Genomic DNA, 17,840 nt, shown 5'->3' on the forward strand with positions numbered 1-17,840 from the left:
TTGGCTTCGCTCGGGCATGGGCGGTGTCGTCACCGGACTGAACATCGTTGAAGCGCTTTCCCGTATCGACGCGGATCCAGATCTCGATCTGAACCGCGTCCGTTTCTGCCTGCGGCAGATCGAGACTGGCCGGCTGATGGCCATCGGTGAGAGCAAGCCTGAAGAGACCGATGAGCACGCGTGATCAAGACATGCGCCTGCGACTGCAGGTGCTCAACAAGAAGGACGTGCTGGAAGCGCTTCGCGGGATGGGCCGCGAGGGTAAGGCTGCGGCGTCCAAAATCGAGCGGGCCGGCAAGAAGGCCGGTCGCGGTCTCAAGTTCGTTGACGCTGCTGCGAAGGAAACGTCGCGGGAGCTTCAGTCAATGGGCGGCCGTGCCGGCATTGCGGGTCGAGCGCTCCAGTCGCTTGGCCCGGCCGGCATCGCCGCCGCTGCCGGCGTCGCTGCTATTGCGGCCGCTCTGGCGGCAGGCATGCGCATCGCCCGCGAGGCGACGCGAGTCTTCGATGAGATGGCCAAGGCCGCTCGCGATCTCGGGCTCAGCACCGATGCGTTCCAGGCTCTGCGGACCCTGGCGATCGAAGAAACCGTTCCCCTTGAAAAGCTCAATACCGCCATGGTCGCGTTCGCGCGCAATTCCTCTCGGGCCGCAACGGGTCGGGGTGAGATGGCGGAGATCCTGAGGCAGTCTCATCCTGATCTCCTGCGTGAGATTGCCACGATTGAGACCATGGAGGGCAAGCTCGATCGATACATCCGAGCGCTTCAGGAGGCGCAGACCCAGCAGGAGCGCAACATCCTCGCCACAGCCGCTTTCGGCGAGAGTGGCCTCCAGGTCGCGCGGATGCTGGCTGAGCAGGAATCCGGGCTTCAAGGCATCATCGACACCGCGCGCGAGATGGGCGCGGTGGTGGACGAGCACATCCTCGCCCGAGCTGAGGAGATGGAGACCGAGCTATCGGTCGCGTCTCACATCATTGATGTCAATCTCAAGCAGGCCTTTATCGGTCTGGCGCCCGTCATCGTTGGTGTGACGAACTCATTGCGGGACTTCTCGCTCGGCTTGTCTGAGGTGCTCGACCGGACCCGCGAACTTGAAGACCGCGCAACGCGAAGCCTTGGTGTGCAGTTGCGCCGAACGGAGCAAGAGATCTTCGATGAAGTCGAGCGCCGAAACCGGCGGCTTGAGCAGGTCCGCGGAGATTGGGAGACGTTCTACGGTGAGTTCTCCGTCGATCGCGAAGCGGGCCACTTCCTCCGCGAGGGTGCTGACCGCTTCGACAGTCGGTTGCAGCTGATCGACAATCGGATCAACCACCTGGTCGCACGCTCTGAGCGTCTGCGGACCGAGCTGAGTGGCCGCAACGACGACACGCCGGCGGGTGATGACGGTGATACCGGCAATCTCCGCGAGACACTGGAGCTGCAGGCCTATGTCGCCGAAGCCAGGGCGCGCAGTCGGACGCGTGCAGAGGAGCTGGCTGACGCGCTCGATCGGTTGCGGCGGGCGAGAGAGGCTGGCGTCATCGCGTCCGATGAGGAATTGGCGCGACTGGAAGCCTCAGAGCGGGCTCGTCTGGCCGACAACGAGTCTGTCCGTCGTCGTGCTCAACTGGAGCGCCAGGCTGCAGAGACGCGCGCGCAGCTGGGTGATTTCACAGCCCTTCTCACTCTGAAGGAACATCAGCTAAACCAGCTGGTGCAGGCTGGCGTCCTGACCGATCAGCAGCGCACCCAGTCGCTCGAAAACTATCGGGCTTCCCTGGAGGCCTCGACCGAGGCCGCCCGCCGGGCCGCGGCGGTGACGGAGCAATCGCTGACGCCGCTTGAGCGCTATGAGCGGCAACTCGAACAGCTCAACGACCTTCTGGAACAGAACGCAATATCCGAGCGCGTTCACGCCCGCGCTGTGGCTGCGGCCCGCGAGGTGTACGAGGCCAATGATCCCGTCCTTCAGACGGCGGCTCGGGTCCGCGAAGAGCTGGCCACGGTGGCGGAGCGCTTCGCAGAAGAACAGGAACGGGTCAACGCTGCGGTCGCGGCTGGCGAGATCTCCTTCGAGCAGGCCGATGAATACTTGCGGCGTTATCGCGAGATGCTCGAACGCTCGGCCGAGGGCGTCGAGGGGCTGCGGTTTGAGAACGAGCTACTGGAGCAGGTGCTCCGGAAGCAGGTCTCGACATGGGATGACCTCGGCGAGGTCGCCCTGGCTGTTCTGCGCGAGATCATCATCGAGCAGATCCGCGCTGCGGATGCGTCCCAGGGATGGGGCAGCTACCTCGCTCAAATCGCCCAGGGCATCGCTGGTTCGTTCGGTTTCGGCAGCAGCTCCAGCACGACTACGACGTCGTCCAGCGGTGTTTCCATTCCCACCTTTCACCGCGCTGGTCCGGTCAACAACGCGACGGTAGCGGCTAACGCGGTCGTCAAGCGCCGATTGGCCTCTGACGAACATCTGGCGGTGATGCGCACAAACGAGCGTGTCTGGACCGCGCAGGACAACTCGACAGTCATGCGCATGCTGGACAGCGCTTTGAACCGCCCCGTCGAGATTGTGCCTGTGGGCGGGGCCGCAGGCGATGAAATGACAATCCGGCTCGTCGACGAGCGGGGGCGGCAAGTTCGCTCCAGCGAACGCCGTTCGTCGGACGGAAAGCGCGAGATCTCGGCGTTTCTGCGCCAGGAGACGAAGCAGTCGGTCGCCGACGGCTCGCTCGATCATGTGCTCAACCAGCGCTTTGGCTTATCACCTAGCGCCAACGGACGGTGACCATGCCTACCTGGCCTCAAGACCTCAGCAAGAAAACCCTTCGCGACGATCACGCGATCGACGGCACGGACAATGTCATCCGATCGACGGTGGATCGCGGACCGGCGAAGCAACGGCCGCGCTACACCAACCCGGACCGCGGTGGCGTGGTCACCTTCCGGTGGACCCGTGCGGAATACAAAGACGAGTTCTTGCCCTGGTTCGAGGGAGATCTGGCGTTCGGCTCGTTGAGCTTCGACGGCTGGGTGGAACCTCTCACCGGCGCGGCCGTAACCGCCCGTTTCGTGGGCGGTCAGCCCTACCAGCCCCGCCCCGCTGAGGGTGGGCTCATCGATGTCACTATCGCGATCGAGATCTTGCCATGACGACAGTTCACTTCCTGGAGCAATCGCTCGCTGCCGAGACCGCCGAAGTCTATCTGGCACTTCTCAGTATCGATCACCCGGATCTGGCTGCGCTGGCGCTTCAGTATCCCAGTATCACTGCGCCGCTGCGCCTCGTCTCGAACAAGACCGATATCGTCTCCCGAGGCGACACCTACAGAGCTTGGGGGTTCGGCCTGGTCGAGCCAGACGAGGGCGACGATGCTCGCGGCGCCGTCTCGATCGTCGTCGACAATGTCGACAAAGCGATTATCGCCGTCCTGCGCTCGATCGAAACGCCGGCGATCGTCACTGTCGAAGTCGTGCTGGCGTCCAATCCGGACGTCGTCGAGCGGTCCTATCCGGACTTTGAGCTGGTGTCCGCCGCCGGCGACGAGCTGGAGATCTCAGCGACACTCGCGGTGCGTGACGACGACAACGAGCCCGCGATCGCTTGGCGATACACGCCGGCATTCGCGCCGGCCCTGCACACCTAGACATGAGTTTTCCATGCGTGCCGCCACGTGGATGGCATGTGCCCTATCTCGGGATCCCGTTTCGGTATCGCGGCCGAAACCCGGCGTCCGGTTGGGATTGTTGGGGGCTCAATCACTGGTGCCTGGCTAATCACTTCGGTGTCGAGGTCGACAGCCACGCTCATTCGTATTCCGCCGATCTGGCGAACCTGAGCCGGCGAGAGCGGTTCCGGATCCAGGAAGGCTTGATCAATCACCACCGCGAAGGGTGGCGCGAGGCAGATCCTTGCCTGGGCGCCTCCCTTCTTTTCCGTATTGATGACCGCCCGGTTCATGTCGGTCTCTATCTCGGCAATGGAAACTTCCTGCACACGCTCCGATCAACCGGAACCGTGGTGGAATCTCTGTCGGATGAGACGGGCTGGAACGGCCGCTTGGAGGGCTACTTTGTCCCCGCTTGATGGATCTCCGTCCCCATATGATCGACCGACCCTGAAGTCGCTGCCGCAGGTTATTGAGCCAGATAGTCGGCTGCCTGGCGAAGGTGAGCGATCTGTGGTCTTGGCCGCCCGACCGTTCGCAGATCGCGCCGCCCGGGCGATCGCGGTTCCTGATACCTGGACCGTCGCGGAAATCGTTGAGCATGGGATCCCGGATCCTGTCCTTCGCAGCTACGTCGTCGTCGAGTTGAACGGTCGGGAGGTCGACCGTGCGACCTGGGCCGATGTCGGGCCTCGCGATGGTGATCTGATCAATGTCTTCGTGCGGCCCTGTGGCGATGACGGCGAAAAGTTCCTGCGCACCTTGCTCCAGGTCGCTGTGATCGCCGTCGCGACTTGGGTCGGTGGTGGCGCCGGCGGTGCGATCGCTTCCAGTTTCTGGGCCGCCGCGGCCGCCTCGACGATCATGGTCGTGGGAAATCTTCTCATCAACGCACTCATCCCGCCGCCGACGCCAAGCGTCCGACAGCAAGATCGGCCGGGCACGACCTACACGATCGATGGCGGTCGCAACGCGGTTCGACGGAGTGAGGCGGTGCTTCTCCCGATGGGTGAACACCGGATCAGCCCAGACGTCATGGGTGAGCCCGTCCAGGAGATTGTCGGCGACGATATGTACTGGCGGATCCTCTACAGCTTGGGTCCGGTTGGCATCGAGTTCGACGATATCAAGATTGGTGAGACACCGATCGGCAATTACGACGGCGTCGAGATCGAGCTTCGCCTCGAAGAGGGTGCGCCCGATCACACCCTCTACGCCAATGATCCGCATACCGAGCAGGTCGGCGCTCTCCTATCGAACGCCGGCGGTTGGGTAAGTCGCACGACTGAGCCTGGCACGACGGAGGTGACCTGCATCCTGGGCTTCCGCCAGGGGCTCGGAAAGGTGAACGACGATGGCTCGTTCGGCAGTCAAACTGTCAGCGTGGAGATGCGGTATCGGCCGGTCGGCGAGGTCGCTTGGCAAACCGCGCGGCCAGATGCGCCGGGCGCCAACGCGGCAACCGCCAATTTGGGCACCACGCGCTCAGACTATTTCGTCGCTTTTCCTGACATCAATCAGTTCATCAACGAGGTCGCCAACGCCGGTGCGCCGAGTGGTTCGGTCAACTTCGCGGGGTCCGAGCCGGGCAAGCCCGTGCGTCGAACGATGCGGTGTGCTGTGCCTGAAGGTCAGTATGAAGTCGAGGTGCGGCGGATCACGACCGATACGTCGGATAATCAGATCCGTGACGAAGTGCACTTCGAAGCATTGCGCTCGACAGCGCCGACGGATCCGGTGCCAGAGAAACGTCTGGCGACCATGGCGTTGCGGATCAAGGCGACGGACCAGCTCAATGGCATCGTCGACCAGGTAAATGGTGTCGCGCGTCGTTGTCCGCCCAGTCTGTCGACCGCGATCGCCAACGATCCGGACGCGGATCTTAGCCTGGTAACCGCCGCGGATTGGACGACCGAACGCGTGTCCAGCAACAACGCCGACCTCGCGCTCTACCTCTATCGCGGTCCACACGCGTCCAATCCGCGCTCCGATGATCAGATCGACTGGCCGGCTTGGGCGGCGTTCTGGAAGTGGTGTGACGAAAACAGCTTCAAGTTCGATTACGTCTTCGCGTCCGATATCACTCGTGCTGAGGCGGCGCGGATGATCTGTGCTGCCGCGCGGGCGCGGCCGATAAAGATCGGCGACAAGCTCTCGGTCGTCATCGATGGGCCGAGAGCTGATGGTCCTCGTCAGCTCTTCACGGCCCGGACGGTTCGCAACTTCAAGATCACAAAGACCTTCCCGTCCGAGATCCATGCGCTCCGCGTTCCGTTCGTCAACAAGGACAACGGGTGGTCACAAGACGAGATGATCGTCTACGCGGACGGTTATGATCTGCTGGGTGAAGCCAATGGCGGGCCGGCCGGCACGGTCGAGGCAACTGCGATCGAAGAGCTTCAGCTTCCTGGGATAACGGATCCGGAGCAGATCTGGCGCGCAGCTCGCTTCTGGATGTACACGGCCAAGCTCCAGACCGAACGATACACGTTCGAGAACGACATCGAGTCCATAGCCTCCCGGGCGGGTCACTACGCTCTCGCCGAGCATCCGGTGATGTTGGTCGGGTTGGGCTCCGCGCGCGTCAAAAGCGTGACGTTAGACGGTAGCGGTGACGTCGAATCCCTGGTGCTCGATGCAGACTTCACAATGGAGGCGGGTAAATCGTACGGCATCCGCTGGCGCGATGTTGTGGACGAAGGTGGTGTGGCTCGTGTGACGGTGCCTGATGGCGTCGATGTTGTAACCGAGGTCGGCACGACGAGTGTCCTGAGCTTGGTTGCTCCTGCGGATCCGGGCGATGTGCCAGGCGCCGGCGACGTCGTCGCGTTTGGTGAGGTGGGCTTGGAGACAGTTCCAATCCTCATCAAGAACATCAATCGCGCGCTCGACTTCAATGCGTCGATCGAGGCTGTCGCCTACGCTCCGACGCGGTTCACGGCCGAGCTGGGCGCCGTGCCGGCACACTCGCCGGTCATCACCTATCCGAGATATGCGCGGCCGGCGGCGCCTGTTCATACCGGCTCGAACGTGGACGAGGACGGGATCTATATCCGCTTCGACTTTGCCGAGGGTGTTGAGCCTGAGATTGATCGGTTTGAGGTGTCTTGGCGCCAGTCTCCTGAAGCCAGCGAGGCGAAGGCGTTCTCAGCTTTGCCGCCGATCTCGGCCGAGGGGCGCGTCCTGGTGGCGCCGGCCGGTGTGCCTGGCCGGGAATATGATTTCCAAATCGTCGCCGTTGGCACGGATCGTCAGCGCTCGGATCCCCTTCTGGTCTTGAACGTTGCGTCATTCACAGATGTTCCGGTGCCCACCGGCTGTACTGTGACGCCAATGACCGAGACCGGTGCGGCTGGTGAGAAAATTCCGGGTGCGCTGTTCGTCTGTGATGCAGCAACCGATCCCCGCATTGAAGGCATCCTGGTTGAGCGGAAGCCGAAGGATGCCCAGGCCAGCGAATGGCGTTCGTCGGGGGTGATCCTGCCCGCCACCAACCCGGCCCAATTCCTTGCTCAACCTCCTGGCGGCGACTTCGACTACGGCTTCACTGCCGTAACCCGGCGCGGCGCGCGATCGGCTCCGCGGGTAGAGGTGCCGGCCGTCACGATTCCAGGCGAGCTGGTCGCAACAGACGCAACCGCGCTCGCCGGCCAGCCTGCCCAGACTGTGATCGACGACATAGCGGGCCTGGTAACGACGTATGGCAGCACGGCGTCAGCGGCGGCGAGCGCGGTCGCTGCAGAGGCGGCCAAGACGGCGGCCGAAGCGGCGCGCGATACCTCGCAGACCTACCGCGATGCGGCGCAAGCCGCCCAGGGATTGGCGGAGACCGCCCAGGCCGACGCAGAAACCGCGAAGGACGTGGCTGAGGCCGCCGCGACGAACTCCGCCAACTCGGCCACCGCGGCGTCGCAATCGGAGGTCGCCGCCGCTGCGAGCGAGCTGATCGTCTCTGACCTTGTTCGAGATCTTCTCCCGGCAACGATGGACGGAGAAGGCGACCACTGGACCTCCTCGCTCGGTGGCTCGCCGGATAACGCCACCGGCTGGACGAGTTTCGCTGATCACACCTCGCTCGGCCGCGCGGCTGTCCTGGGTCCGCAGAACCATGCGATCGGCACGCGCGGAATGGTTCGCGTTGCGCCTGGTCGAATCTGGGAAGCGATCGCTCGCTTCGAGATCGTCGACGATGGCGCGACGGACGAGCTGAAATACAAGATGGGCGTCTACTCCTTCGAGGACGACCAGTCGACGGTGCTCGATTCCAACCATCAGGAAGGCACCAAGACCACCTCCGCGACCGGCGTCATCGAGCATTCTATCTTGATCGGTGCCAGCGACGTGACGCTCTCAGTCGATCTGACGCTGGACGTCGCCGCGGTCTGGTTCCGGCCTCACTTGCGAGTGAACCCGACCTCGACGCCTCAATCGGACGCGACGGTCCAGTTGGTTGAGCTGCACCTTCGGGATGTGACCGAACTGGTCGAGGCTGCCGATCACGCCTCCGCGGCCGCTACGTCGGCATCAAGCGCGACCGCGGCGTCTGGCGCGGCCTCGACATCGGCTTCGGCCTCCAGCGCGGCCCAGGTCGCAGCTGAGGCCGCTCGGGATGCCGCTCAAGGCTCGGAGACTGCTGCTGCCAACTCGGCCACCGCTTCTTCGGGCAGCGCCTCGACAGCGGCCGGCCATGCAACGGATGCCGGCAACTCGGCCGCCGCGGCCGCGACGTCAGAGCAAAACGCTCAGTCGCATTTCAACGGGGCTGTCATTGCCTCGTCCGGTGTGATCAACGCGTCGTTCGAGGACGGCCAGGACGGCTCAACAGATGTGCCGGCCGGCTGGATGTTCGAGGGGCTCATCGGAAGCCAGGCCGGTAAAGTTCAATACTATGATGATGACGTCGAGCCGGGCTCCGGGTCCATCCTCAGCTATGGTCGCCATACGACGGATGCCGGCTGCTGGCAGCTCGGCAAGCGCTTCAGCGCGGCCGCCGGCGACACCCTGACTGCGAGCGTTTGGGTTCACGGCGTCACCAGCGTCAATGATTGGCCGGGATCTCGCAATCCCGTCAACGAGACGTTCATGGCGGAGGATGATGCGCAGCTCCTCTTCCGCAGCTTCGACGGCGCCGGAAATCTGATCGAAGAAGTGCACACCGACACGGCTGCTCAGATCTTCATCGACGCGGGCAATACGAGCGGGACACCGGGCGATCACGACCTTGTGGCGAGCTATGTCCTGCCAGCCGAAACCGCCGAGGTTGAGGTCTGGATCCGCGCGCTTGACGGCGACGGTGAGCTGCAGTCCTACAATTTCGTGACCGGCAATGCCGCGATCAAGTTCGACAATTTCGAGATCTCGTCGACCGGGCAGCTGTCGGATATCACCGGCGCCACCGCAAGCGCGCTCGAGGCCGCTCGAGCATCAACCATCAACGCATCCGCGGCCGCCTCGTCAGCGACGGCCTCCGGCAACTCCGCCACGGCAGCGCAAACCGCCCAGGTCGCGGCCGAGAGCGCTCGCGATTCCGCGCTCGGTGCCGAGACCAATGCATCAGATTCGGCGACCGCGGCTGCCGGCAGCGCGTCGGCCGCCGCGACGAGCGCCACCGACGCCGGTAATTCCGCGACCGCCGCCCAAACCGCGCAGACCGCGGCCGAGAGCGCCAGGACGGGCGCTGAGGGCGCGGAGGCGTCCGCGGCTTCCCATGCGTCGGCCGCCGCTGGATCGGCCTCCACGGCCGCCACAAGCGCGACAGACGCCGAGACTGCCGCCACCGCGGCGGAAGCGAGCCAGGTCGCCGCCGATGTGCAGCGTGTCCAAGTGCGCCGTGATCTGATGTCGATGGGCGCGATGTCGCCGGTCGTCGTGACGAAGGATCAGAGTCACGACATCACGGCTTTCGAGCCGAACACACAGCTCTTCAAGAACGGCGTCTTGGTCACGACCCTGGCGAACGCCTACGACACGCACACGCTCTTCGCGGCGGATGTCGACGTCGGCGATGTACTGGAGGCCGACAAGCCGTTCGTCGTCAAACCGCTCAATCTCGGCGCGACCGGCGTCCCTGTCGTCGCAGCGGGCACGGAGTTCGTCACCTACACGAACAGAAACTATCCGGCCGCGTTCGTGTTCTTCGCTCCCCATGTCGACGCCCGAGTCGCCGTCGCGATGGACACGGACGACTTCACCTCGCCGCTCTACACCGTCGATGTTCCAGCCGGCCAGGCTGTCACCCTCAGCCATGACGAAGATCCATCGGTCTCTCGGGTCTGGCGTTTCAAGGCGACCGGGCCGGTTTGTGTTGCGCTCCATTCGGCCAGCAACAACGACAATCATGTCGTCTGGCCAGCAGCCCGTCAGATTGTGTGGGGTCGCGGCGCTCTCAATCCGCATGCCTTTAAGATTGCCGGCACCATTACGCACCACGACGCGATCACGGGCGGGACGTACGCCTCGGAGGTTACGGCGGAGGGTGTCGGGCTGTTCGCTCGCGACACCGGTGACGGCGACGGGTCGGAGGATGATACTTCCATGCCGGTTGAAGCGCTCGGTGACACCTACCTGCTCAATCATGACCTGGAAGGTTTCCGGGTCGTGATGATCGAGGAGGACACCAAGATCGAGATCCGCAACGCGGCCGGCACAATCAAGCAGACGATTACCGCTGCAGCGGGTGCCGCCTTCACCAGCCCGGACGAACAGGACTTCGGCGCCGAGTCCGGCGAGCCTGGCACCGGATTGCAGTGGTCGGACGGCCCCTTCCTCTTCACGGGATCTCGGCCGTTCCTTTTGCGGACGAATGACGACGACGGACACGAGTACAACGCGATCGGCTACCGGTCCGACCTGCGTCAATCTTTCTCGCCGGCCCAGGTGTTGGCGGCCGGCTATCACGCCGCGTCTTCCGCTAGCTCTGCCGCGACCGCCTCTGGCCACGCCACCGACGCCTCCAGCTCGGCCGCCGCCGCGTCGTCGAGTGCCCTAGCTGCAAGCGCATCGGAGGGCGCCGCCGACACCTCAGCGACCGATGCATCGACCAGCGCTACGGCCGCCAATACCTCGGCGTCAAATGCTCAGGCGAGCGCTGATGCAGCGTCTACTTCGGCCGCCGCAGCCAATGCGTCCGAGTTGGCGGCCGACGCGAGCCATGATGGGGCGCGTGCCGACATCTACGCCGGCATCGTTCCTGAAGGCTTTAGTGATCTTGCGCGCTGGCGCACCTCAGCGGGCGGAGATCCCGCGAGCCTGGGGGTCGCGACTGGTCTGGTTGTAGCGGTGCCCAATATTGGTGACGTCTGGCAGCGGGACTTCGCCGCCGGCGTCTCCGGCAATTGGTATCCGAAAACCGTGCATCCTTGGAATGAGGGCCAGGAGATCGAGTTCACGGTTATGGTCCAGCTCGTGTCCGGCGGCAGCGCCGCCCGCCCGATCACCTTTTACATCCAGGGTCTCGATGAGAATTACAATAGCGTCTTCTCGGCCGCGGCGACGCAAGTTACGTCCGATCTGAAGACGTCAGACGGTTGGCAGACCTTCACCGCCGTCCTCACGATCCCGCCGACCACGAACGGTGCAGTGCAATGGCGCCCGCGCCTACACACTTCGAATGCGAACGGAACCGGTTCGGCAACGTTTGAGCTGGCGCGGTTCTTCTGGGAAGACGTCACATCGCGCAATGCCGCCGCCAGCTCCGCCGCAGCGTCTCTTACGAGCGAGCAGGCAGCCGGCACGCATGCCACCGCTGCCGGTTCGTCCGCTTCGGCATCTGAGGTGTCGCGCATTGCCGCCGAGGCTGCACGAGACGACGCGTCGATGACGGCGACCTTGCTCTTCCCCAACTCGTTTGAGGAAGGCGGGCTCTTCTGGCGCGCCGGCGGCTCTGGCAAGCCGGATATCAACGACCCGTTTACGAACTACACCTACGGCAATGACGATCCGGATTTCGGCAACTACGCCGAGCCTCCGGCCGTCTCGAACAAAACGATCGCGCCGGAGGGATGGTTGCTCTGTGACCCGGACAAGGTCTGGGAAATCACCGTTGTCCTGAAGGCGACGGTCGACACCGACGGCAGCTCTACGATCTGGTACCGAGTGGGGCTTTATTCGGCGACGGCCGGTCACACCACCCTCGACTCGAACCTGCAAACATCCTCTGCGAATTTTGAAGTCGCGGATGGCGTCATCACCCGCAAGGTAACGATGGGCGGCCAGAACACCGACGCCGAGTTGAAGTTCGACGCCGGCGCCTACTATTTCCGGCCGCACCTTCGGACGGACACCGACGGCACCGACGGTACGGTTGGCCAGTGTCGCATCGGCTCGATTTCCGTGCGTGAGGTTACCAGCGAACGGGCATCGGCCGCCTCGGCCGCGGCCGCTCTGACGAGCGAGGGCAATGCATCTGCCTCGGCGTCGGACGCTGGCGGTCACGCAACCGCCGCGTCTTCGAGCGCCGCGACGGCGCAGACCGAAGCATCCAATGCCGCCGCGAGTGCGAGCACGGCGTCCTCGGCCGCCGGCGACGCTGCCGTCTCCGAAACGAACGCGGGCAATAGTGCCAGCTCGGCCGCGGGTTCGGCGACCGCGGCATCATCGAGCGCATCTGCAGCCTCGACCGACGCACAGGCGGCGGCCACTTCCGCGAGCCTGGCGGCACAAATGGTCGGCGCCACGGTCTACGATCATGACTTCCTGGCCGAGGGGATCAGCAGTTGGGAAGAACCGACTGCGGACATGACGCTGGCGGCCGATGCTGAAGGCATGTTGTGCACGTCGACGGCTGCCTCTCCTACCGATGGCGGAAAGACGGACGGCGTTCGAACAAACCTTGGCGCCGAGCGCGAACGCGCCGTTGCCGGCCGGAAGGTGCGCGTGTCCGTTCTGGCCAAGAAACCGGCATCGAATGCGACGGCCGAGTTCGCCGTTGCCTATTCCACCGATGGCGAGGGGAACTCCTCCTGGCAGGACTTCACGCCGACCTCGTCGTTCGCCTGGTATCGGTTCGACTACGACATCGATGCGCCGACCGACATGTCGACGCTCGACGGGTCTGAGTGGATCGGGATCAATGCCGACACGTCAGCGGCCGGCAAGGGCCTGATCGTCCAGCGTGTCATCGTCGAGATCTACGAGGTCGGCGCGACGGTCGATCAGCACGCTTCCGCGATCGCGAGCCTTCAAACGAATTCGGCGATCTGGTCTGTCCTGGTCGCGGCGGCCGGCGGTGAGCCGGCCCTGGTCCAGCTGCTCGCCGGCGAAGGTGGTTCGCAAATCGTCCAGGCGGCTGAGGCGCTCTACTTCTACAACTCAGCTGGCGGCGGGTCTCATCTCAAGGCGATGGAGGTCGTCAATCAGATCGTCCACATCATCAAAGAGCTTCGGCTCTCCGATGATGCGGCGATGACGATGTACACCGGGAGCCCTGGCATCCTGCGCGCCTGTTACGGCAAGCATCCGAGCACCGGCAAGCTGGGTCGCTTCGCCTATGACGCGGCTGGAAATCCGCTTGAAGAATTCAACTTCGACGACGGAACCTATGCGCTTCATGCTCGCGCCCTGGCGGGTGGCATCCTCGGTGCCCGGAAGACTGCGTCAGTCTCCAGTCATGATTTCCTCAGCTCGGCGGTGTCAGACACCAACGCGCCGAAAGCGACTTACTGGACTCTTCTCAACCTGACGACGCCCGAGTGTCCGGTGGAAGTGGGCGGGCTCATCGAGCCGCGGCTCTCTTACCTGCTGAAGCACCGGTACAATGCGTTCGAGTGGTTCTGTTTCTGGCATCGCGTCCGGCTGATCGCCGTCTACGACGACGACACCGAGGCGGAAACCTACCCCTACGACACCATCGAATTCGACGTCGGCGGCGCGGCCAATACCGGCGGAGGCCCCGCGACGGGAACGAACTACCTGAAGCGCGTTCCGTTCTTTGAAACCGGAGAGCCTGAGGTCGCGACCGGGTACCCCTGGGTGAACGGGTCCAAGGTGCTCCGAGGCGTCAAAGCGAAGGTGCAGATCGATGCTCTCGACCGTTCCGGAGGCAACTGCGTCTTCGGCGGCACCTGGAGCCCGAGCTATCTGCGCGACGATCAGGCTCTCGAAAACGTGGTTCTTTCGGTGCGAACTCACACGCCCGATCTGACCGAAACCTAGCGATCAACAAGGAGATATCGCGATGACAGACTTCAGTGATCCCGCCGCCCGCGCGGCATTCCGGGACAGTAACGCGGCCGACGCCGCCGCCTACAACGGCGCGGTCCTGGCCGAGGTGACGGCCTGCTACTCGCAGATCGGCGCGTTGGTCGATGAGCTGGTCGTGACCAACGACGCGGACGCTCAGCTTCGAGATGAGCTGAAAGCTCTGAAGAAGCTGGCCGATCATCAGTTCGATAAGAACATCCGGCCGCTGATCGAAACGGAAGAGGATCCGGATCCCGAAGCTTAGTCAGATCAGCGCCGGGGAGTGGCCGCCAAGGGCGGCTTTTTTGTGCCTGTACGGGAGGGGTAAATGGCCCGAGACGGAACGAAGGACGCCAACCACAACGACATCCTGCGTGAGGTCGGGGCATTGGGTGGACAGGTCGACCGATTGGCCGATGAAACGGCCGACGGATTCGACACTCTGAGGCGGGAGATGGAGGAAGCTCGCAAGGCGCGAGATGAGATCTTCCGCCGGCTGCGCGCGATCGAGATCGCCAAGGCCATCGAGGATGGTGTGGATGAGAAGGTGAAGGTTCGTGCGGATCGGTTCCGCAAGGTCTTCTACGAGCTTCTGCGGATGTTCGTTCCGCCGGGTGCGATCGGCGCCCTCGTAGTCATGTTCGTTCTTTGGTGGACGCAGAACCACCCAACACAGTGAACGACGCTGAAACGGCCGCCCAGGGCGGCCGCTTTGCTATCTGAAAGGATCTATCATGAACGCGTTCAAGCGTTTCTTTTCCGGCCCGTTGACCTGGAACTTGACCCTTGCGGTCGTTGCCGTCGCGGCCCTCCTGATAGGCGGGGTGTACACCTTCGTCGCCGGTGGTCTGCTCATCAAGATGACCACCGCGATCGCCGCGGTCGTCACGCTGATGATTTGTGTTCGGCTCGTCACGTTCATCGCGGCGCTGAGCATCAAGTACGAGGCGGTGCTCGATCGCATCAAGGAGCAAGCGCTCCCCTCCGCAATCTTCTTCGGTTCTTTGTTCATCTGCCTGGGCCTGATCGTGGGTTCGGCCTTCGGTCAGCCGCCATCGCCGGCGGCCTGGCCGGAGATCGAGGTTTCCCAATCGCGGAATAATTATGCAGATCCTATGCACCATCCTATGCAGCTCGCGGGGGGAGATGCTTGGCCTGCTCGGTTCGACGCCTGCGACCCCTACCGGGACGCGATCGAGGACGCCGTCGAGCTATATTGGGGAGCGTTCCAGTATCCGGACGCTTGGGCGGCACAGCTTTACCAGGAGTCCCTCTGCGATCCCTGGGCGCGATCGCCGGTCGGTGCGGCCGGCCTGGCCCAGTTCATGCCCGCGACTTGGACCGAGACCGCGGCGGCGCTACGGCTTCAGGCGACGCCGCACGACGAGATCGCGATCGAGGCCGGCGCCTACTACATGATGCGCCAGATGGCGGTCTGGCGTTCGCCACGACCCGACTTGGAGCGATGGCGACTGGGCTTGGCCTCCTACAATGCCGGGGCCGGGAACATCATCAGAGCCCAGGGGAAGTGCGGCGGAGCGCGCGATTGGCGTGAGGTCTCCGTCTGTTTGCCCACCGTGACCGGCCATCACTCGGCCGAGACGATCACCTACGTTCGGCGAACCGAGCGTTGGTGGCGCGAGCTGGCGTCAGGATCTCCGCGGGCTGCCCCGGCGGAGATCCTAGAGGGCAGCGGATGAAGACCAACCGCGACAACGCGCCGGCGCGTTACGTCCCGCCTGACGAGTGGGACTATACCGATCGCCATCCGGTTGGCTCCTTCACCATCGAGGAAGAGGGCGGTGAGCGCGACTTGATCGCGCGCCTGCCCGACGGGAGCTACGGCACCTGTCCACTTCTTCCGCGATCGGGTAGCGGGCCGTCCTGGTTCTTCAACGGCGATCTTGAGCGGCCGACCTTGCGGCCGTCTGTTCGTCAACTCGGCACCACCGGCCAGGGCAAGACCTTCGAGCGCTGGCACGGCTGGTTGAAAGACGGGGAGTGGGTCTCATGCTGAGCAAGATCCCATCGATGGTCCGCGGCGCGATCGCCGGCGCCGTCGTCGTCGGCGTTATGGCCTTAGTAGCCCTGCCGCTGATCTACAACAAAGGCCGCCTCGACGAGCGCATCGATCAGGCGGCCGCGAACTACCAGGCAGTCGTTGATCGGGTGACCGATGAGGCCGACCGATTGGCCAGGAACAACGTCGAGACCGAGCGGATACTCGGTGCCGACCGCGCCGCGAAGGCCGAGCAGAACCAGGCCTTCATCGCTGAAATCCAAGCGGCCGCTCAAGCGGCTGATAACGCACGGAGGGCTTTCGATGAGACACGCTCTTGTCCTGCTCATGCTGACGATGTCGGCGTGTACAACGCCGCGTTCGGTTTCACCGCCGCCGAGCCTGGATCCGGAGATCCGGGAGATTGAGAGGATCGTCCAGGAGCAGATCGCGTCGCCGCCGGCGGCCTGCTTGACGCCTCCTCGGGACGACACGCCGATGCAGCCTGGTGTCGACTGGCGCGACAAGGCGGCGGAGAACGGCGAGATCTCACGTTTCAATGCGGCGATCGCCAGGGCCTGCCAGGATCACTGGGCGGGTGTGTTGGCTAGCCGGCCGCCACCGGACTAAGCCCTTCCAGGTGGCGCTCGAACGTCGCGATCTGATCGCCGTTCCAGCCGCCATCCCATATCAACTCGATAGAGCCGCGCGCGCCACATCGGCATCGCGCGGCTTCTCTTGCGTTCCGGATCTGCTCCGGCGTTGGCCGCTCCCGTCGCCGAAAAGCTCGATGGCCGCACGTGCTGCAGGTGAAGTGGTAGCCTGCGATGTGGGGGCTAGTCATTGCTTTGCCCGTCCGAGCGCGGCGCCGAAGAAGTCTCGTTCACGGATATGCTCTGCGATTTGGTCTGCGAGGAAGTAGACGCCAACCCGTCCGCGATGTTCGCGATCGTAGTCCTCCTCGAAAAATCGAACGTATCCGCGTTGATGGAGTTGAACCACGCCGGCGTCACTCTGCGGTCGCCGGATCGTGGTTGAGCGCTGATTATAGCACTCAAACAGAATCTCGATCGCAGGCCGGTCCAGGCTCAGCAGCGCGGCCCTCAGCGACTTAAACTCGTTGACGCGTTTCTTCTCGTATTTCGTCTCGGCGCTGTGCCGTTGGTATGCGGCTACGCCCTCAGCGCCGATCTTCCCAATCCCTATCGCTCCCGCCAGAACGCAGAAAACCACGACCACTGGCATGAGTAGTCCGAGATCGAGCCAGGCAACATCCGGTCTCAGATCGAGATAAATCAGCGTGCCCAGGCCAGAGGTCACGGCGAGCAGAATGACCGCCGGAGCTTTTTGCAACGCGCCGAGCGCGCTCTCGATCGAAAATGGGGCTGTCATAGTAGGCACTTCTCCAAGGCAACGAACGCCGTTCGTTGGCGCGAAGTTGACGGGAGCCGTTCGTCGGAGTCAATGTAGCGACATGAACGCTCTGATTGTGGCCCTTCTTCTGCAGGCTCAACCCGCCGCGCCACTCGACCTTGATCGTGGCCTGGCGGCCATTCGCCTGGCATCGATGACGGCGCCGGCATGCGAAGGGGAGATCGCCTCAGGTCGGCTTGCGGGCGAGCATTGCACCAGGTTCCGTCATGCGTATGCCGAGTACATCGATGAAGAGCTTGCGGTCCTGGTCCTGGTCCGCGACCGGCTGGCCGAAGGTGAGGATACCGAGGAAGCGCTCGATGCGTTCTTCTCAGAAGACCCGCTTGGCCGGCGAGTGGCGCAATGGATGGACGATGTCCAACCCTACAAACCGCGCGCGGAGCAGGCCTGGTCTATGTGGGAATTGGCGACTGACGAAGGTTGAGGGGCGCCTGAGGGAGATTGACCTTTAACCTATTGATTTAATAGCCCGCACCGTTATCTACGAATCTAGGGGTCGGGGGTTCGAATCCTCCCCGGTGCGCCATTTTTCTCCTTGATCTCACGGCAACTCGCTTCGCTCGCGCCTCCGATGGGG

General features: G+C 63.7%; 14 protein-coding genes. 13 read left to right on the top strand and 1 reads right to left on the bottom strand.

All coding sequences use genetic code 11. The annotated features are described in order from the left end of the window. Positions 1-16 precede the first annotated feature (16 nt). From JXQ94_RS12370 to JXQ94_RS12425, 12 genes are all read left to right on the top strand, one after another. Entirely contained in the window at positions 17-184 is a 168-nt protein-coding gene (locus JXQ94_RS12370) for a hypothetical protein (protein ID WP_421924101.1), read from the top strand. Beyond that, positions 171-2,771 carry a hypothetical protein gene (locus JXQ94_RS12375; RefSeq protein ID WP_421924102.1) on the top strand — a complete coding sequence of 867 codons (2,601 nt, stop codon included), beginning with the start codon at positions 171-173 and terminating at the stop codon, positions 2,769-2,771. The genes JXQ94_RS12370 and JXQ94_RS12375 overlap by 14 nt, the downstream gene beginning before the upstream one ends. Before the next feature lie 2 nt (positions 2,772-2,773). After that, entirely contained in the window at positions 2,774-3,136 is a 363-nt protein-coding gene (locus JXQ94_RS12380; protein WP_421924103.1) for a hypothetical protein, read from the top strand. Further along, a complete protein-coding gene (locus tag JXQ94_RS12385) occupies positions 3,133-3,630 on the top strand; it encodes a DUF1833 family protein (RefSeq protein ID WP_421924104.1) in 498 nt (165 codons plus the stop codon). Before JXQ94_RS12380 ends, JXQ94_RS12385 begins: the two co-directional genes overlap by 4 nt. Before the next feature lie 2 nt (positions 3,631-3,632). After that, on the top strand, positions 3,633-4,070 hold the full coding sequence (locus JXQ94_RS12390; RefSeq protein WP_421924105.1) for an NlpC/P60 family protein: 438 nt from the start codon (positions 3,633-3,635) through the stop codon (positions 4,068-4,070). Between the two features lie 100 nt (positions 4,071-4,170). Continuing rightward, positions 4,171-13,803 (top strand): TipJ family phage tail tip protein, encoded by a 9,633-nt coding sequence (gene gpJ, locus JXQ94_RS12395; RefSeq protein ID WP_421924106.1) that lies wholly within the window; start codon positions 4,171-4,173, stop codon positions 13,801-13,803. Between the two features lie 22 nt (positions 13,804-13,825). Continuing rightward, positions 13,826-14,095 (top strand): hypothetical protein, encoded by a 270-nt coding sequence (locus tag JXQ94_RS12400; RefSeq protein ID WP_421924108.1) that lies wholly within the window; start codon positions 13,826-13,828, stop codon positions 14,093-14,095. 63 nt (positions 14,096-14,158) lie between these two features. Then, positions 14,159-14,509 (top strand): hypothetical protein, encoded by a 351-nt coding sequence (locus JXQ94_RS12405; protein WP_421924109.1) that lies wholly within the window; start codon positions 14,159-14,161, stop codon positions 14,507-14,509. Positions 14,510-14,564: 55 nt separating this feature from the next. After that, a complete protein-coding gene (locus JXQ94_RS12410) occupies positions 14,565-15,530 on the top strand; it encodes a transglycosylase SLT domain-containing protein (protein ID WP_421924110.1) in 966 nt (321 codons plus the stop codon). Further along, a complete protein-coding gene (locus tag JXQ94_RS12415; RefSeq protein WP_421924111.1) occupies positions 15,527-15,847 on the top strand; it encodes a DUF6527 family protein in 321 nt (106 codons plus the stop codon). The genes JXQ94_RS12410 and JXQ94_RS12415 overlap by 4 nt, the downstream gene beginning before the upstream one ends. After that, positions 15,841-16,257, top strand: coding sequence for a hypothetical protein (locus JXQ94_RS12420; protein WP_421924112.1), 417 nt, complete (start codon positions 15,841-15,843; stop codon positions 16,255-16,257). The genes JXQ94_RS12415 and JXQ94_RS12420 overlap by 7 nt, the downstream gene beginning before the upstream one ends. 70 nt (positions 16,258-16,327) lie before the next feature. Beyond that, positions 16,328-16,459, top strand: coding sequence for a hypothetical protein (locus JXQ94_RS12425; RefSeq protein WP_421924113.1), 132 nt, complete (start codon positions 16,328-16,330; stop codon positions 16,457-16,459). Positions 16,460-16,669: 210 nt separating this feature from the next. Here JXQ94_RS12425 and JXQ94_RS12430 read toward each other — a convergent pair whose 3' ends face one another. Further along, entirely contained in the window at positions 16,670-17,221 is a 552-nt protein-coding gene (locus JXQ94_RS12430) for a hypothetical protein (RefSeq protein ID WP_421924114.1), read from the bottom strand. An 82-nt stretch (positions 17,222-17,303) separates the two neighbouring features. Between JXQ94_RS12430 and JXQ94_RS12435 the strand changes: the two genes are divergently transcribed. Further along, on the top strand, positions 17,304-17,687 hold the full coding sequence (locus JXQ94_RS12435; protein ID WP_421924115.1) for a hypothetical protein: 384 nt from the start codon (positions 17,304-17,306) through the stop codon (positions 17,685-17,687). Positions 17,688-17,840: the final 153 nt, after the last annotated feature.

The sequence above is a fragment of the Maricaulis maris genome (assembly GCF_049116555.1).
In the GTDB taxonomy this organism is placed as follows: Bacteria; Pseudomonadota; Alphaproteobacteria; order Caulobacterales; family Maricaulaceae; genus Maricaulis; species Maricaulis maris_C.

Coding starts and splice junctions, on each gene's coding strand:
- JXQ94_RS12370 (WP_421924101.1), top strand. CDS start 17: ATGGGCGGTGTCGTCACCGGACTGAACATCGTTGAAGCGCTTTCCCGT.
- JXQ94_RS12410 (WP_421924110.1), top strand. CDS start 14,565: ATGAACGCGTTCAAGCGTTTCTTTTCCGGCCCGTTGACCTGGAACTTG.
- JXQ94_RS12380 (WP_421924103.1), top strand. CDS start 2,774: ATGCCTACCTGGCCTCAAGACCTCAGCAAGAAAACCCTTCGCGACGAT.
- JXQ94_RS12420 (WP_421924112.1), top strand. CDS start 15,841: ATGCTGAGCAAGATCCCATCGATGGTCCGCGGCGCGATCGCCGGCGCC.
- JXQ94_RS12385 (WP_421924104.1), top strand. CDS start 3,133: ATGACGACAGTTCACTTCCTGGAGCAATCGCTCGCTGCCGAGACCGCC.
- JXQ94_RS12430 (WP_421924114.1), bottom strand. CDS start 17,221: ATGACAGCCCCATTTTCGATCGAGAGCGCGCTCGGCGCGTTGCAAAAA.
- JXQ94_RS12415 (WP_421924111.1), top strand. CDS start 15,527: ATGAAGACCAACCGCGACAACGCGCCGGCGCGTTACGTCCCGCCTGAC.
- JXQ94_RS12390 (WP_421924105.1), top strand. CDS start 3,633: ATGAGTTTTCCATGCGTGCCGCCACGTGGATGGCATGTGCCCTATCTC.
- JXQ94_RS12400 (WP_421924108.1), top strand. CDS start 13,826: ATGACAGACTTCAGTGATCCCGCCGCCCGCGCGGCATTCCGGGACAGT.
- JXQ94_RS12425 (WP_421924113.1), top strand. CDS start 16,328: ATGCAGCCTGGTGTCGACTGGCGCGACAAGGCGGCGGAGAACGGCGAG.
- JXQ94_RS12405 (WP_421924109.1), top strand. CDS start 14,159: ATGGCCCGAGACGGAACGAAGGACGCCAACCACAACGACATCCTGCGT.
- JXQ94_RS12375 (WP_421924102.1), top strand. CDS start 171: ATGAGCACGCGTGATCAAGACATGCGCCTGCGACTGCAGGTGCTCAAC.
- JXQ94_RS12435 (WP_421924115.1), top strand. CDS start 17,304: ATGAACGCTCTGATTGTGGCCCTTCTTCTGCAGGCTCAACCCGCCGCG.